This window comes from Novosphingobium sp. HNCC26BN242 (genome assembly GCF_057180525.1).
Genome location: NZ_JBXUGM010000004.1, coordinates 253,088 through 268,704, shown reverse-complemented (window position 1 = coordinate 268,704; position 15,617 = coordinate 253,088). Strand labels below are relative to the sequence as shown.

Annotated in this window: 16 protein-coding genes; 11 read left to right on the top strand and 5 right to left on the bottom strand. The window is 62.4% G+C overall.

Going from position 1 to position 15,617, the window contains the following annotated elements:
- Positions 1 to 91: 91 nt before the first annotated feature.
- Complete coding sequence (locus tag AC2A1F_RS16525; RefSeq protein ID WP_484209873.1) at positions 92 to 1,150, bottom strand: 4-oxalomesaconate tautomerase; 1,059 nt, start codon at positions 1,148 to 1,150, stop codon at positions 92 to 94.
- Between the two features lie 99 nt (positions 1,151 to 1,249).
- Complete coding sequence (ligK, locus tag AC2A1F_RS16520; RefSeq protein WP_298284204.1) at positions 1,250 to 1,924, bottom strand: 4-carboxy-4-hydroxy-2-oxoadipate aldolase/oxaloacetate decarboxylase; 675 nt, start codon at positions 1,922 to 1,924, stop codon at positions 1,250 to 1,252.
- A gap of 107 nt (positions 1,925 to 2,031) precedes the next feature.
- Here ligK and ligR point away from each other — a divergent pair, with 107 nt between their 5' ends.
- The 10 genes from ligR (at position 2,032) to AC2A1F_RS16470 (ending at position 12,117) form a co-directional block, all read left to right on the top strand.
- Positions 2,032 to 3,183, top strand: a complete 1,152-nt coding sequence (ligR, locus tag AC2A1F_RS16515) for an aromatic metabolism transcription factor LigR (protein WP_484209872.1) — start codon at positions 2,032 to 2,034, stop codon at positions 3,181 to 3,183.
- A gap of 62 nt (positions 3,184 to 3,245) precedes the next feature.
- The gene (locus AC2A1F_RS16510; RefSeq protein WP_484209871.1) at positions 3,246 to 4,067 is read left to right on the top strand and encodes an NAD(P)-dependent oxidoreductase; all 822 of its coding nucleotides are present in this window, start codon (positions 3,246 to 3,248) and stop codon (positions 4,065 to 4,067) included.
- On the top strand, positions 4,064 to 5,089 hold the full coding sequence (locus tag AC2A1F_RS16505) for an amidohydrolase family protein (protein ID WP_484209870.1): 1,026 nt from the start codon (positions 4,064 to 4,066) through the stop codon (positions 5,087 to 5,089). Before AC2A1F_RS16510 ends, AC2A1F_RS16505 begins: the two co-directional genes overlap by 4 nt.
- Positions 5,090 to 5,100: 11 nt before the next feature.
- Positions 5,101 to 5,514, top strand: coding sequence for a protocatechuate 4,5-dioxygenase subunit alpha (ligA, locus tag AC2A1F_RS16500; protein WP_484209986.1), 414 nt, complete (start codon positions 5,101 to 5,103; stop codon positions 5,512 to 5,514).
- Position 5,515: 1 nt separating this feature from the next.
- On the top strand, positions 5,516 to 6,358 hold the full coding sequence (locus AC2A1F_RS16495) for a class III extradiol dioxygenase subunit beta (RefSeq protein WP_292630935.1): 843 nt from the start codon (positions 5,516 to 5,518) through the stop codon (positions 6,356 to 6,358).
- Positions 6,359 to 6,426: 68 nt separating this feature from the next.
- The gene (locus AC2A1F_RS16490; RefSeq protein WP_484209869.1) at positions 6,427 to 7,371 is read left to right on the top strand and encodes a Gfo/Idh/MocA family oxidoreductase; all 945 of its coding nucleotides are present in this window, start codon (positions 6,427 to 6,429) and stop codon (positions 7,369 to 7,371) included.
- 250 nt (positions 7,372 to 7,621) lie between these two features.
- The gene (locus tag AC2A1F_RS16485) at positions 7,622 to 8,410 is read left to right on the top strand and encodes a CmcJ/NvfI family oxidoreductase (protein ID WP_484209868.1); all 789 of its coding nucleotides are present in this window, start codon (positions 7,622 to 7,624) and stop codon (positions 8,408 to 8,410) included.
- 56 nt (positions 8,411 to 8,466) lie between these two features.
- Complete coding sequence (gene nov2 / locus AC2A1F_RS16480) at positions 8,467 to 9,948, top strand: lignostilbene-alpha,beta-dioxygenase NOV2 (RefSeq protein WP_484209867.1); 1,482 nt, start codon at positions 8,467 to 8,469, stop codon at positions 9,946 to 9,948.
- Between the two features lie 183 nt (positions 9,949 to 10,131).
- Complete coding sequence (locus AC2A1F_RS16475; protein ID WP_484209866.1) at positions 10,132 to 11,049, top strand: SDR family oxidoreductase; 918 nt, start codon at positions 10,132 to 10,134, stop codon at positions 11,047 to 11,049.
- A 117-nt stretch (positions 11,050 to 11,166) separates the two neighbouring features.
- A complete protein-coding gene (locus AC2A1F_RS16470; protein ID WP_484209865.1) occupies positions 11,167 to 12,117 on the top strand; it encodes a phosphatase PAP2 family protein in 951 nt (316 codons plus the stop codon).
- An 8-nt stretch (positions 12,118 to 12,125) separates the two neighbouring features.
- Here AC2A1F_RS16470 and AC2A1F_RS16465 read toward each other — a convergent pair whose 3' ends face one another.
- Both AC2A1F_RS16465 and AC2A1F_RS16460 read right to left on the bottom strand, forming a co-directional pair.
- Positions 12,126 to 13,001 (bottom strand): dienelactone hydrolase family protein, encoded by an 876-nt coding sequence (locus AC2A1F_RS16465; protein ID WP_484209864.1) that lies wholly within the window; start codon positions 12,999 to 13,001, stop codon positions 12,126 to 12,128.
- A 250-nt stretch (positions 13,002 to 13,251) separates the two neighbouring features.
- A complete protein-coding gene (locus AC2A1F_RS16460) occupies positions 13,252 to 14,187 on the bottom strand; it encodes an SDR family oxidoreductase (RefSeq protein ID WP_484209863.1) in 936 nt (311 codons plus the stop codon).
- A gap of 71 nt (positions 14,188 to 14,258) precedes the next feature.
- On the opposite strand from AC2A1F_RS16460, the gene AC2A1F_RS16455 reads away from it, so the two are divergent.
- A complete protein-coding gene (locus AC2A1F_RS16455; protein ID WP_484209862.1) occupies positions 14,259 to 14,990 on the top strand; it encodes a nuclear transport factor 2 family protein in 732 nt (243 codons plus the stop codon).
- Between the two features lie 82 nt (positions 14,991 to 15,072).
- Here AC2A1F_RS16455 and AC2A1F_RS16450 read toward each other — a convergent pair whose 3' ends face one another.
- Positions 15,073 to 15,564 carry a MarR family winged helix-turn-helix transcriptional regulator gene (locus tag AC2A1F_RS16450; protein ID WP_484209861.1) on the bottom strand — a complete coding sequence of 164 codons (492 nt, stop codon included), beginning with the start codon at positions 15,562 to 15,564 and terminating at the stop codon, positions 15,073 to 15,075.
- Positions 15,565 to 15,617 lie beyond the last annotated feature (53 nt).

Genomic DNA, 15,617 nt, shown 5'->3' with positions numbered 1-15,617 from the left:
GCTTCGACAGGCTCAGCACGAGCGGGTCAAATTCAAAGTCCATTCCCCCAAGCCCGCTCATCCTGAGCTTGTCGAAGGATGTTAAGCTGCGTCAGCCGAACACCACCCCATCCATCAGCTTGCGCGCAGTGCGCAGCAAGGCAGCGGTGCGGACGTCGCCCGCATCGTCCACTTCCAGCACGCAGCTCATTTCGCCGGTGGGGTGTTCGACCGATAGCAGTTTGCGCGGGCCGTCGGGGATTTCCGCCACCTCAGCGGCAGGCGAACCGGAGATCAGGCACGCCGTTGCTACGCTGACCGCGCCAAGCACACCGATGGTGGCATGGGCGCGGTGGGGGATAAAGCTGCGTACCGTCACTGCGCCGCCGTTCTTCGGGGGCGCGACGAGCATCATCTTGGGGACGGACTTTTCCTTCACGTCGCCGAGATTCATCATGGGACCAACAATCAGGCGGATGGCTTCAATCTGCGCCTTCAGATCAGTGGCATTGTCCAGCCAGTCGCGGTCCTCATAGCCGGTGATGCCCAAATCCTCAGCTTTCATCACCACGCAAGGCATGCCGTTGTCGATCAAGGTGACTGCCACCCCGTTCACCACATCAACCGCGTTGCCGGTAGGCAGCAGCGCGCCGCAAGACGAGCCTGCCGTGTCGCGGAACTCCAGCGGGACGGGAGCGTGGCTGCCGGGAACGCCGTCGATCTTCGCTTCACCTTTGTAAGTGACCTCACCGCCCGGCGTGTTGATCGTGGCAACGGCGACTTGGCCTGTATTCTCCATGTAGATCGCAACGCGGGTTTCATCGCCGGTTGCGGTAACCAGCCCGCGCTCGATGGCGAAAGGGCCTACGCCGGCAAGAATATTGCCGCAGTTCTGCGCATCGGTGACGATGGACTGGTCTACAAAGACCTGCAGGAACAGGTAGTCCACGTCGATGCCTTCGCGGCTGGACTTGGAGACGACAGCGACTTTGCTGGTCAGTGGATCCGCGCCGCCCATGCCGTCAATCTGCACGGGATCGGGGCTGCCCATCATTGCAAGCAGGAAGGCATCGCGGGTGGCGGTATCTGCGGGGAGGTCATCCTTCAGGAAATAGCCACCCTTGGATGTTCCGCCGCGCATCCACATGCAGGGTGCGGAGACTCCGATCATGCCATGCTCCGTTCGTGTCGAGCGTAGTCGAGACACCTGCGCACCCGTGTCTCGACTACGCTCGACACGAACGGGGGGAGGGGCTGTTGCGCCCCCGTTTCAGACATACTTCAGGCCTTCCTTCTCCAGCCGTTCGCGCATCTTGTACATATCGAGGCCGAGGACGCCGGCGGCCAGTTTCTCGCGTTTTTCGCCTTCGTTGGCTTCGCGTGCCTGTGCGGCGGCCAGCACTTCGGCGGCCTTTTCACGCGGCACAACGCATACGCCGTCATCATCGGCCACGATCACATCGCCCGGATTGACCAGCGCGTTGGCGCACACGACCGGCACGTTGACCGAACCCAGCGTGTTCTTGACCGTACCCTGTGCATAGATCGCCTTGGACCAGACCGGGAAGTTCATCTCGGTCAGATCGCGCACATCGCGCACCCCTGCGTCGATCACCAGACCGCGGCAGCCGCGCGCCTGCGCGCTGGTGGCAAGCAGATCGCCGAAGTAGCCGTCTTCGCACGGAGACGTCGGGGCCAGCACCATGATGTCGCCCGCCTGCAACTGTTCGATGGCCACGTGGACCATCCAGTTGTCACCCGGCGCGGCGCTGATCGTCACCGCGCTGCCTGCAATGCGCGCACCGCGATAGATCGGGCGCATGTAGGAGGCGAGCAGGCCGGTGCGCCCTTGCGCTTCGTGAACCGTGGCAACGCCGCAGGCGGCAAGACCGTCAATCACGGCTGGATCGGCACGTTCGATGTTCTGGACGACGATGCCCGACATGTTGAGGCTCCCATGAAAAACTCTTCGCGCGTTCCATGGAACTGCGGCGGGCGGTGAACCAATGCAATGTTTGCTCCGGCCCATAAGGAAATGCTAAGCGAGTGGACATGGCATTCCACGCAATCAATATCCGACACATCGCAGCCTTTGCGGCCACGGTGCGGCATGGCAGCGTGACAAAAGCAGCGCGGGCAGTGAACCTGACGCAGCCTGCGCTTACCCAAGCCATCGCGCGGCTGGAGGCGGATCTTGGGTGTGCGCTGTTTGAACGCGGTCCTGCGGGGATGACGCCGACCGAGCCCGCCTTGCTGCTGGCCCCGCGCGCCGAGGCGGCGATTGCGCATATCGGCTCCCCGCGCGTGACCGGCACGCAGGTGCGCGCGTTTCTCGCTTTGGCGCGGGCAGGTTCCTATGCTGTGGCGGCCGAGGCGACGGGGCTGTCGTCGGCATCACTGCACCGCGCGGTGGCCGACCTTTCCGTGGCACTTGGGCAGCGACTGGTGGACCGGCGCGGGCGTTCGGTTTCGTTGACGCCAGCGGGAGAGCGGCGCGCGCGCGGGTTTGGCTTGGCCATGGCGGAGCTGCGCAGCGGCTTGGCCGAAGTGGCGGCTTGGCAGGGCAAGGCGGCGGGGCGCGTCGTGGTCGGTGCCATGCCGCTCAGCCGTGCGCGGTGGCTGCCCGAAACGATCCTGCGCTTTGTGGCGAGGTTTCCGGGGATAGACGTGGCGGTGGTCGAGGGGAGCCATTCCGAGCTTTCGGGCCCTTTGCGTGATGGCGAAGTTGATCTGATGCTGGGCGCCCTTCGAGAGGCAACGGCGCTGGATGATTTGCAGCAGGAAGCCATGTTCGAGGATCAGCCTGCGCTCGTCATGCGCAGCGGGCATCCGCTGTTGTCAGTGCCGGTCGATGGCGTGGCACTAGCCGCGTTTCCTTGGATTCTTCCGGCCAGTGACACGCCACTGCGGCACTACTGGGAGGGCATGATGCGCGCCGCCGGGGCCGAGCCGCCACATGTTGGGATCGAGTGCGGATCGGTGTTGACCGTGCGGCAATTGCTGCTGGGATCAGACGCGTTGACACTGCTGTCTCCCGCGCAACTGGCGGTGGAATTGCAGGCGGGCGTGCTGGCCACCCTACCGCCGCCGGTGCCGGTGACGCGCACCATCGGCATCACCACACGCGAAGCTTGGCGGCCGACTGCACCGCAAGGGGCGTTTGTAGCGCTGCTGCGCGAGGTGGCGTTGGAAGGCTTTGCATAAATTTATACCCGCAGCGATGTTTGCATTTGTTCTAGGCAGTTTCCCGACGCAGGACCGGCGCCATGGAGAGAACTATCGCCCTGATCGGCTTCGGCGAGGCCGGATCCACATTTGCCAAGGCGGCAGGTTGGGAATCTGCGGCGCTGGCCTTTGACATCAACCCTGCGCGCCGCGCAGGTATGGAAGAGGCAGGCGTGGTCGCCTGCGCGACGGCAGAAGATGCTCTCGGTGATGCGGACATCGTGCTTTCGCTGGTGACGGCGGATTCAGCGCTTCCGGCTGCACAGGATTTTGCTGACCTGATGAAGCCGGGTGCGATCTGGTGCGACATGAATTCTGTAGCCCCCGATACCAAACGTGCCGCAGCGCAGGTGATTGAGGCGGCAGGTGGGCGCTATGTTGATGTCGCCGTGCTGGCCCCGGTCAACCCGGCGCGGATGAACGTGCCGCTGCTGATTTCGGGTGCGCATGCCGCTGAAGCCGAAGCGCGGCTGCGCGCTGCAGGATTTGCCAAAACCCGGGTTGTGGGCGATGAGATCGGCCGGGCCAGCGCGATCAAGATGATCCGCTCGGTCATGGTCAAAGGCATTGAGGCGCTGACCGCCGAGATGATGCTGGCGGCAAGCGCCGCTGGCGTGGTGGACGAAGTCCTGTCTTCGCTCGACGCCAGCGAAAAGGCTCAAAGCTGGTTCGAGCGGGCCGAATACAATGTCGAGCGCATGACGACTCATGGGCTGCGCCGCGCCGCCGAGATGGAAGAATCTGCCAAGACGCTCGAAGCGCTTGGTGTGACGCCGCTGATGACCAACGGCACCGTCCAGCGCCAGCGGGAACAGGCAGGCAGGACAATCGCTTTCAAACCTGAGAGGACCAAAGTCGCATGACCATGATCATCGACTGCCACGGCCACTACACCGTGCTGCCCAAGGCGCACGACGAGTGGCGCGAGAAGCAGAAGGCCGCGTTCAAGGCCGGGACCGAGTGCCCCGCCTATCCCGATATCTCGGACGGCGAAATCCGCGAGACGATCGAATCGAACCAGCTGCGCCTGCTGAAAGAGCGGGGCGCGGACATGACGATCTTCTCCCCCCGCGCTTCGGCCATGGCCCCGCATGTGGGTGACCAGACGGTCGCGGTGAAGTGGGCACAGGTCTGCAATGATCTGATCGCGCGCGTCGTCGGGCTTTACCCTGAGACCTTCGCAGGCGTGTGCATGCTGCCGCAATCGCCCGAAGCGGACATGACCAGCTCCATTGCCGAGCTGGAGCGCTGCGTGAATGAACTGGGCTTCATCGGCTGCAACCTGAACCCCGATCCGGGCGGCGGGCGCTTTACTCATCCGCCACTGACGGACGAATACTGGTTCCCGTTCTACGAGAAGATGTGCGAGCTGGACGTCCCGGCAATGATCCACGTTTCGGGATCGTGCAATCCAGCGATGCACGCGACGGGCGGGTATTACATTGCGGCAGATACCATCGCGTTCATGCAATTGCTGGAAGGCGATCTGTTCAGCAAGTTCCCGACCCTGCGCTTCATCATCCCGCACGGCGGCGGCGCAGTGCCCTATCACTGGGGGCGCTATCGCGGCTTGGCCGACATGCTCAAGAAGCCCGATCTTTCGGGCCATCTGATGAACAATGTCTATTTCGATACCTGCGTCTATCACCAGCCGGGAGTCGACCTGCTGGCCGATGTGATCGAAAACAAGAACATCCTATTCGGCAGCGAAATGGTCGGCGCGGTGCGCGGGATCGATCCCACCACTGGGTTCTACTTCGACGACACCAAGCGCTATGTCGATGCACTCGACATCAGCGATGCTGAACGCCACGCGATTTTCGAGGGCAACGCGCGCCGCGTGTTCCCGCGCCTCGACGCCAAGCTGAAGGAGAGGGGCCTGTGACGGATACCAACATGAGCACCGACCGCCAGAACATTCACGAATACCTTGCCGAGCTGGACGACATTCCGGGCACGCGGATCTATACCGCTGCCCGCGCGCGCAAGGGCTACTGGATTAACCAGTTCGCGATGAGCCTGATGAAGGCCGGCAACCGCGAGCGCTTCAAGGCCGATGAGCGCGCCTATCTCGACGAATGGAACATCTCGGAAGAGGCCAAGCAAGCGCTGTTGGCACGCGATTACAACACGCTGCTCGACCTTGGCGGCAACGTCTATTTCCTGTCGAAGCTGTTCTCTTCGGACGGACTGCCGTTCGCCGAGGCGGTCAGCACGATGACCGACATGACCTGGCCGGAATATCGCCAGATGATGCTGGATGGCGGGCGTTCGCCCCAAGGCAATCGCTCCATAAAAGGAGGCTATTGATATGGCCAAGATTACCGCTGGCGTTGGCTCCAGCCACGTTCCGCTGCTGGGTGTCGCTGTTGATCAGGGCAAGTGGCAGGACGACTATTTCGGCCCGATCTTCAAGGGCTACGAATGGACGCGCGAATGGGAAAAGGCGGAAAAGCCTGATGTCGTCATTCTGGTCTACAACGACCACGCATCGGCCTTTGACGCGAATATCATCCCGACTTTCGCAATCGGCTGCGGTGAACATTACAAGTCTGCCGATGAAGGCTGGGGCCCGCGCCCGGTGCCTGATGTGGAAGGTCATGCCGATCTCGCCTGGCACATCGCGCAGAGCCTGATCCTCGATGATTTCGACATGACCATCATCAACGAGATGGACGTCGACCACGGCCTCACTGTGCCGCTTTCGATGATGTTCGGACAGCCTGAAAAGTGGCCGTGCAAGGTCGTGCCGCTGGCTGTGAACGTGGTGACCTACCCGGTCCCCTCGGGCAACCGCTGCTGGGCGCTGGGCGAGGCAATTGCCCGCGCGGTCGAAAGCTTCCCCGAAGACCTCAACGTGCAGATCTGGGGCACCGGCGGCATGAGCCACCAGCTTCAGGGTCCGCGCGCCGGCCTGCTAAACCGCGAATGGGACAACAAGTTCCTCGACCTGCTGGAATCAGAAGGTGACGCTGTTCGCCACATCCCGCATATCGAATACCTGCGCGAGACCGGCTCCGAAGGCATCGAAATGGTCATGTGGCTGATCATGCGCGGCGCGCTGGGCAAGAAGGTGAAAACCCTCAACCGCCATTACCATATTCCGTGCAGCAACACCGCGATCGGGCACATCGTGCTCGAACCGGCAGACTGACTTTCAACCCATCCACCCTTGCCGGGCGGCTCACCAGCCGCCCGGTCCTTTTTTGAAAGGGACAAGATATGCGCATCGCACTGGCAGGCGCCGGAGCCTTCGGCGAAAAGCACCTCGATGGACTGAAGAACATCGATGGCGTGGAAATCACCTCGATAATCAGCCGCCGCGCAGAACAGGCCGCCGCCGTGGCCGAAAAGTATGGCGCGAAGCACTCCTCCACCGAACTCGAAGACGCATTGGCGCGCGATGATGTGGACGCGGTGATCCTGTGCACCCCCACGCAGATGCACGCGCAGCAAGCCATCGCCTGCATGAAGGCGGGCAAGCACGTGCAGGTGGAAATCCCGCTGGCCGATAGCTGGGCGGATTCGCAGGAAGTGCTGCGCGTGGCCGAAGAGACCGGCAAGGTCTGCATGGTTGGCCACACCCGCCGCTTCAACCCTTCGCACCAGTACGTGCACAACAAGATCACCGCGGGTGAATTCAACATCCAGCAGATGGATGTGCAGACTTACTTCTTCCGCCGCAAGAACATGAACGCCAAGGGCGAAGCACGGTCATGGACCGACCACCTGCTGTGGCACCACGCCGCACACACGGTGGACCTGTTCGCCTATCAGGCGGGCAAGATCGTCAAGGCCAATGCGGTTGAAGGCCCGATCCACCCGGAACTGGGCATCGCGATGGACATGTCGATCCAGTTGAAGAGCGAAAGCGGCGCGATCTGCACGCTGTCGCTGTCGTTCAACAATGATGGGCCGCTGGGCACCTTCTTCCGCTACATCGGCGATACCGCGACCTACATCGCGCGCTACGACGATCTGGTGAACGGCAAGGAAGGGCCGATCGACGTTTCGAAGGTCGACGTTTCGATGAACGGCATCGAACTGCAGGACCGCGAATTCATCGCCGCGATCCGCGAAGGGCGCGAGCCAAACAGCTCGGTCGCCCAAGTGCTCGATTGCTACCGGGTGCTGGGTGAGCTGGAGCAGCAGCTGGCGGCTGGTTGATTTGAGGAGGGCCCGCCAGCGATGGTGGGCCTTTTTCATTGGGACGTGCAAAAAATCCTGCTTCCCCGCGAAGGCGGGGACCTCAGTGTTGTTACGGAACACCAGCGTAAACCGCCTGAGGCCCCCGCCTGCGCGGGGGAGCACAAGGGTTTCTTTTTCCCCCCTCCCGCAGGCGGGAGGGGTTGGGGGTGGGCAAGGTCCCCAAAGACTTATCGGACCTGTGCAAAGCGGGCCGCCCATGGAGAGCATGATGGAAGCGCTTATTGCCTATTCAGGTCGCAAGTTTGCCCGGCCCCGCTACTATGCCAATGCGCATGAGCGGGACGAGGTGGAGATCATCCTCGCGCCGATGCCTATGCACGATGCCCGCGCCGCTGGCACGACGATTGACCGCGAAGGCTTCCAGATCATCGCGCACAAAAGCGCCGTCACCGATTTCGCCGACCGCGAGCACGTCGCCCGCATCCACATGCGCGAGATCGAGGAACTGGTGCAGGCGCAAACCGGCGCGGACCATGTCCATGTCGGCGCTCCGGGCCTGCTGCGCTTTTCCGAACGCAGTGGGAAGGCGGGAACGCTCAACAATTCCATGCCCGCCCGCTTTGCCCATATCGACATTTCTGACGCAACGGCGCAGCAATTCGGGCAGCGCGGCGCAAATGGACGGCCCGTCGCGCGCTGTGCCCATTACAACGTGTGGCGCGCGATTTCCCCGCCGCCGCAGGACGTGCCACTGGCGTTCTGCGATGCGCGCAGCCTTGCCCCGCAAGACCTGATCCTCGCCGATGCTGTGTTCGACGAGGCAGGCAAGCCCGAATGGTCGTTCGAAGGGCTGGTCGTGGCGCACAATCCTGCGCATCGCTGGCACTGGTTCCCGGATATGCAGATCGATGAGGCGGTGCTGTTCAAGACCAACGACAGCGATACGACCTGCGCGCACCACGTGCCGCATGTGGCGTTTGACATGCCGAATTGCCCTGCCGATGCCCCACCCCGGATCAGCATCGAAATGCGCGCGACGGCTTATTGGTGGGCTTGATCTCGCATTTGGACGTGCTACACCAACAATAACAATTGATAGGGTGAGGCAGGATCATGGGCGCGTTTCCGCAAACCATCTATTTCACAGGCGCCAACGCCCCGGTCGGCGAGGAGCCGGACCTGCGCGGCCTGAAGGTGGAAGGCGATCTTCCCCCCGAAGTGCGCGGCAGCTTCTATCGCGCCGTGCCCGATCCCTCCTTTCCGCCGATGTTTGACAATGACCATACCCTGTCGGGCGATGGCATGGTCAGCCGCCTGTCCTTCAACGCCGATGGCACGGCAGACTTCGTGCAGAAGTACGTCGAAACCGCACGCTACAAGGCAGAAAAAGCCGCCGGAAAGGCGCTTTTCGGGAAGTATCGCAATCCGTTTACCGATGATCCATCGGTGCAGGGCACAGATCGCACCGTGGCCAACACCACACCAGTTTGGCACGCCGGACGGCTGCTGATGGCCAAGGAAGACGGGCGGCCCTATCGCGTCGATCCTAAAACGCTGGAAACACTCGGCTCCTACAATTTCGGCGGCGCGCTGAAATCCGAAACCATGACTGCGCACGTGCGGATCGATGCCGCCACGGGCGAGTTGTTCTTCTATGGCTATGAGGCGGACGGGCAGGCATCCGCCAAGGTCGCCTATTGCGTCGTCGCGCCCGATGGGACGCTGAAGTCTGAACAGTGGTTCGACGCACCCTATTGCGCGATGATGCACGATTTCACGATCAGCCAGAACTACGCGCTGTTCCCGATCTATCCGACCACGGCGGACCTTGACCGGCTGAGGGCGGGCGGCGAGCACTGGCACCATCAGCCCGAACTGGATTCATGGCTGGGCGTGATGCCGCGCTATGGCGATGTCTCCGAAATCAAGTGGTTCAAAGGCCCCAAAGGCTGCCATTCGTATCACATGATGAACGCGTGGGAGGATGCAGACGGCATGCTCCACTTCGACGCCTGTCTGAACAATACCAATGCCTTTGCCTTTATCCGCGAACCTTCGGGCATTCATATGGGACCGCAGGACGTGGTCGGCGCGCTCACCCGCTGGACCGTTGATCCGCGCAGCGATGGCAGCGAAGTGGTCGAGACGCTTATCGGGCCTCCGGGGGATTTCCCGGTAATCCCGGCGAAGCTGCAGGGGCGGCCATACAAGACTGGCTTCATGCTCTCGATGAACCCTGAGGTTCGTGGCCCGCCGCTGTTCTCAGGCCCGGTGGGCGTCAGCTTCAATATGCTGCTGCGGCTGGACGGCATGGACACACCCGCCCCCCAAGTGACCAATGCGCTCGCCCTGCCGCCGATGGCCGGGTTTAACGAGCCGGTGCACGTCCCCGCCGCCGATCCCGAAAAGGACGGCTGGCTGGTGTTCATCATGGACCAGCAGACAGGCGACAGCCAGTTCATCCACGAAGCATGGGTGGTCGATGCCGGGAACATCGGCGCGGGGCCGGTGGCCAAAGTCCACATCCCTGCGCGCCTGCGTCCGCAAGTCCACGGCTGGTGGGTGCCGCAGGCGCAACTGGACGCGGTTGCTTAAAGCAGAAGCGCTTAGAACAGGCTGCTCCCCCGCCCTTCGACTGACCGACAGGTCAGTCGCTCAGGATAAACTTCCGGCCAAGCGGTTGGCGGGGGCCTCAGTCGATTTACACAGGCGTTTCGTAACAACACCGAGGCCCCCGCCTTCGCGGGGGCGCAGGATTTTTTGGCAGGATAAACTGACATGACTAGGATTGTCATCACCGGAGCCTCGGGCAACTATGGCCGGGGAGTAACCGACCGCTTGATCGCGCAGGGCCGCGCCGCTGACCTCATCCTGATAACGCGCAAGCCCGAGAAGCTGGCAGACCGCGCCGCCCAAGGCTGCACCGTGCGCTATGGCGATTTTGACAAGCCCGAGACCTTGGCCGCAGCAGTCCAAGGCGCAGACAAGATGCTGTTGATCTCCGGCACCCGCGTCGGCGCGCGGGTGGTGCAACACAAAGCGGCAATCGATGCAGCGGCGGCCGCTGGCGTAAAGCACATCGTCTACACCAGCTTCATCGGCATCGACGATCCCGCAAACCCCGCCGAAGTGCGGCACGATCACATCGAGACCGAAGCCCTGATGAAGGCCAGCGGTTGCGCGTGGACGATGCTGCGTGATGCGCACTATGCCGATGCCATGATCCTGATGGCTGGCCCCGGCGTCATGCAGAGCGGCAAATGGTTTTCCAACGCAGGCGGTGGCCGCGAGGCAATGGTCTGGCGGGATGACTGCATCGAAAGCGCCGTGGCCGTGCTGACTGGCGAGGGCCACGAAAATCAGACCTACAACATCACCGGCCCGCAATTGCAGACTTTCGAAGAGGTCGCCGCGATCATGGCCGAAGTCACAGGCCGCCCGGTGGAATACGTCTCGCTGGATGATGAAGGCCAGTATGCCATGTTCGACGCGATGGACATTCCGCGGCGCCCGGTGGACGATAGCGAAGTGGCTGGGATCCCGTGGAATAGCGACGATATGGTGACGTTCGGCAAAGCCATCCGCGAAGGCTTTCTCGAACTGTGTACCGATGATGTGGAGCGCCTGACCGGTCGCAAAGCCCGCTCGGTGCGCCAGATGATCGAGGATAACGCAGAAATGCTGCGGGGCGTGTGACGTACTCCCCCTCCTCTGAAGAGGAGGGGCTTCAGAGGCTTTTCTACTCGCCTGCGTGCAGCAGGAGAGGGCTTTAAGTTAAAGCGCTTCTTAATCATGGTGGCCTAGAACAGTTGCATGCCACCGCTTGCCATTTCCGCCGCCCCTTCGGTTGCTCCTGATGCGCATGGCGCTGCGCGCCTTTCGCCCACCCGGGCGAGCTGGTTAGTCATTGTCTTCGGCTTTGTCGTCGCGCTGCTGACTTTGGCGGCAAGCGGCATTGGCATTGCCGTGATCAGCGTGGGGCCGCTGGCTTTCCTTGTGGCGCTGCTGGTGGGGGTGCACTTCCATTACACCCGCAATCGGCCTGATCCGCGGATTGCCACGACATGCGGTATCCTGGCCGTGCTGATCGCGGCTTGCCTGCTGGCAGCGATCATCAGTCATACCAGCCTGCGGTTTGGCAGTCCCCACGTCGACAGCGCGCTCAGCGCAGCCGACCTTGTGCTAGGCATCCATGCACCGGCCATCGTGCTTGTCTTTGCCGATTATCCTGCTTTCTCTGTTCTGCTCAGCGTGATCTACAGCAGCGCCATGCCGGTGTGCATTGTCCTTGGTCTAGCACTGGCCGCATCGGGGCGCGATGCGAAAGCGTGGGAATTTGCCTTCTGCTTCACGTTTTGCCTCGTGCTGGCCGCGATAGTCTCAATTGGTTTTCCGGCGCTGGGGAGCACCGTTTACCACGGCATCGAAGGCGTGGTCGGGCTACCTAGCGATGCAGGCAACTTCCATATGGCCACGGTCGATTATTACCGGAATGATCCTGCCGCCATTTTCGATCTCGCAAAGGTGCAGGGGATCGTCACGTTTCCGTCGTTCCACATGGTGATGGCCTTGCTGGTGCCTTACGCTTTTCGCGGAACGGGCCTGCCCGGCTGGATCGCCATGGTCTGGGCTGTGCTGGTTACCATCTCTTCGGTGGTTATCGGGGGGCACTATGTCGTCGACTTGCTCGGCGGCGCGATGACCTGGGCCGCATCGGCATGGTGGATTGGCCGCGCCAACCGCGAGGTAGGCGGCGCGGCCTGATCGCAACCTTACAGGTTAGCCTGATAGAGCGCCAGCATCCGGCCCCAAGCCTTTTCCGCCTGCACCTTGTCATAGACCGGCGCATCAATCGTGCACCAGCCGTGCTGTGCGGGGTACACCTCGATCTCGGCCGGACGGCCAGCGGCATCGGCAGCGGCGCGGAACTTTACCTTATCGTCCGGCGCGCGTTCGTCGTCATTCTTGGCAATGGCGATGAGGTAGGCGGCTTTGGTCTTGGGCAGCAGGCTGCTCGGGCTTTCGGGTGCATCGCCCACCAGCCCGCCACCATGGAACGAGGCGGCGGCACCAACACGATCCGGGTTGGCAAAGGCGGTGCGCACAGTGAATGGGCCGCCCATGCAATAGCCACACGAACCGATCTTTTTCTTGGTGTCGACTTCGGCCTGCATGTCGAGCCATTTTACGAAAGCACCAGCGTCCGACACTGTGCCCGCAGGTGTGATCGCGGCGATCATGGGCTTGAGCTTTTCCTGCCCCGGCGGCGTGCGCCACTCCATCAGCGAATTCAGGATGGGTGCAGGGCTTGACCTGTAATACTGGTTCACCACCAGCACCGCATAGCCCGCTTCGGCCAGCATTGTGCCCATCGTCTTGTAGGCATCGCGCAGGCCCGCAATATCAGGCCACATGATTACCGCTGGATGCTTGCCCTTGGCCGGATAGACGAAAAACGCATCGGCCTTGCCATCGGGTGTGTCGATGGTGACAGTGCGGCTCTTGGTCTTTCCATCAGCCGCCGTTGCGCAACCGGGCAGGGCGGCAAGAGCTGCTGCACCCGCGCCAACGCTGGCGAACTGGCGCCGGTTCATCACAGACTGGCTGAACCAGAGGGCGTTTTCCTGTTCGGTAATTTCGTCGCACATGAGGGCACTCTCCGGGTTGTCCGTCCGGGCAGCACGATAGCGGCGCGGCGGATGCCTGCAAGCGCCTTGCGGTGCAGCTCGCCCTAACTGCACCCCGCAAAATCTTGCTCCCAACACCAACCGCGCCCCCGCGAAGGCGGGGGCCTCAGTCGTGTTACGGAAGGGTCGCGTAAAAGGCCTGAGGCCCCCGCCTTCCGGCGCTGCCGGAAGTTTATCCCGAGCTGATCGAGGGGCGGGGGAGCGGCAATGTTCATGCGTGTGGCGAAGATGAGGTCAGGTCATCCAGCCGGATGATTTGTCCCGCTTCTGCCGCCTTCATCGCCTCGCGCCGCAAACGCTCGATGTGCAGGCGTTCAGGCGGCGCTTCCTCCTGCGGAAGTGCGGCCAGCGACTTCTCATAAATCTCGCGGAAGTCATCCTGAAATTCCGGATGCGTCAGGATCAGGCCATCGTTGCGGGCCATGCCCCGAAACACCTTCTGTCCCACCTCATATGGGTCCATCCCGGCTTCAAAGGCCCCGCCGAACTGCTCCAGTTCCGCCCGGTCTGCCGGAGCAAAACCGCTATCGGCAAAGGCGTCAGGCCGCTTCAGCGCCGAATCCCAAGCGTTGGTGCGCGTCAGCGCCGGGCAGCACAGTGAACAGCCAATGTCATGCGGCGCAAGGTTGTAGCGCAGCGATTCGGTAAGGCCCCGCACCGCAAATTTGCTGGCGGTATAGATCCCCGCCTGCGGCCCCGGCAGAAACGCTGCCATCGAGGCTACGTTTACCACATGCCGCAATCCGCTTGCCGCTTTGATCCGCGGCAGGAAGCTGACGAGGCCATTGACCACGCCGCCAAAATTCACGCCCATGATCCAGTCGTAATCGGCGTAGCTGGCCTCATCGCTCGGTCCGAACACGCTGACGCCTGCATTGTTCACCAGAACATGCACGGCGCCAAAGCGCGCTTCAACCTTCTCCGCCGCATCAGCAAAAGCAGCACGATCGGTCACGTCCAGCTTCACGAACAACGGCTCCTCGCGCCCCTTGTCAGCAAACCATTCGGCGGTCTGCGCGCGGTGCTCCTCATTGCGATAACTGAGCGCCATCCGCAGCCCTGCATCGCTCAGCGCTTGCGCCACGCCGAGGCCAATGCCCGTCACACCGCCGGTGACGAAAGCCACCTGTCCTGCCCAGCCACCCATCATTTTTCCTCTCGCAATCGCCCTGCAGATTGTTAGTATTACATACAAATAATGCCAATGGGAGAGTCGAAATGAGCAGCCCAGAGTCCTCTACAGAATCCCGTCTCGCGGCGCTCGAAGCGCGCGTGACCGAGTTGGAAGACCTCAACGCGATTCGCCGCCTGCAATGGGCCTATGGCTACTACATCGATTACAATCGGCCCGAGGAAGTGGCCGGCCTGTTCGCCAAAGACGGCGCGGTGGTGTTCCTTTCGGGCGAATACGTCGGCTATGCGGGCGTGATGCGGCTCTACGGCACGTGGTTCCAGAACCTGTTTACCGGCGGACGGCGCGGCCCGGTCCATGGGCTGCTGCTCGATCATTTCCAGCTGCAGGACGTGATCACCATCGCGCCCGATGGGCAGACCGCCAAGGGCCGGTTCCGCGGCATCCTTGCGGGCGGCTGGCATGACGATATCGTGAAGGACAAGCCCGAAGGCATGCCGCAACAGTTCTGGGAAAGCGGCATTTACGAGAACGACTATGTGAAGGAAGACGGCGTCTGGAAGATACAGCGGCTGGACTACATGATGCAGTGGCAGGCCGATTATGAAGCGGGCTGGTCAAAGACCGTCGCCCACCTTCAGCCCGCCGCCGTGTGCTTCCCGGAAAATCCCATCGGGCCTGATCGGCTCCTGCCCGAAACGCAAGTGCGCCAAACGTGGCCCCACCGCGCCGAGGTGCCGATGAGCTTCGCGCATCCGGTGCTGGCACAGGCCTTTGCTGTGGGCGAATTCACTGCTTTGCAGAAGAAGTGGCCATAGCTGCCATTTCTTCGACAAGCTCAGGATGAGCGGTCTTCGACAGGCCACTTCACAATCCGCTGATGCTGAGCCTGTCGAAGCATCACACGCCCCAGATGCCAATGCGCGCCAGCACCGCAGCGGCCACCCGCCGGAAGGCATCGCGATCACGCTGGGACACGCCTTTGAACAGATTGGCCCCCACCCGCTCCATCGCCGGAACCGTTTGCGCAAACAGCTCTTCACCCGCCGCCGTCAGCCGCACCGGTTTGCGGCGGCGGTTGGAGCGGTTGCGGCCCGGCTCCACAAGGCCGCGCTCTGCCAGCACGGCCAGCGCGCGGCTGACATTCATCGGTGGCACACCCATGATCTCGGACAGATCGTGCCCGGCCAGTTCGCCTTCGCCGCCCAGCGCAAGGATGATGCGCAAATCCGTTGGCGTCAGGCCCAATGGTTCGGCCACGCCTTCACGCATTGGCGTGCCGATGAACGTGCCAAGCTTCAGCAGGTCGACCAGCAAGGCAACTTCGCCGTCGAAAGCAATCGGTTCGGCGCCGGGCTGCGCAGCAGGGACAGAAGTGGGTTCAGCGCTCATACGCCCCAGTCTATTGCCGGGTTCACCCGCCGGGGCAAGTCCCCAAGTGTGCC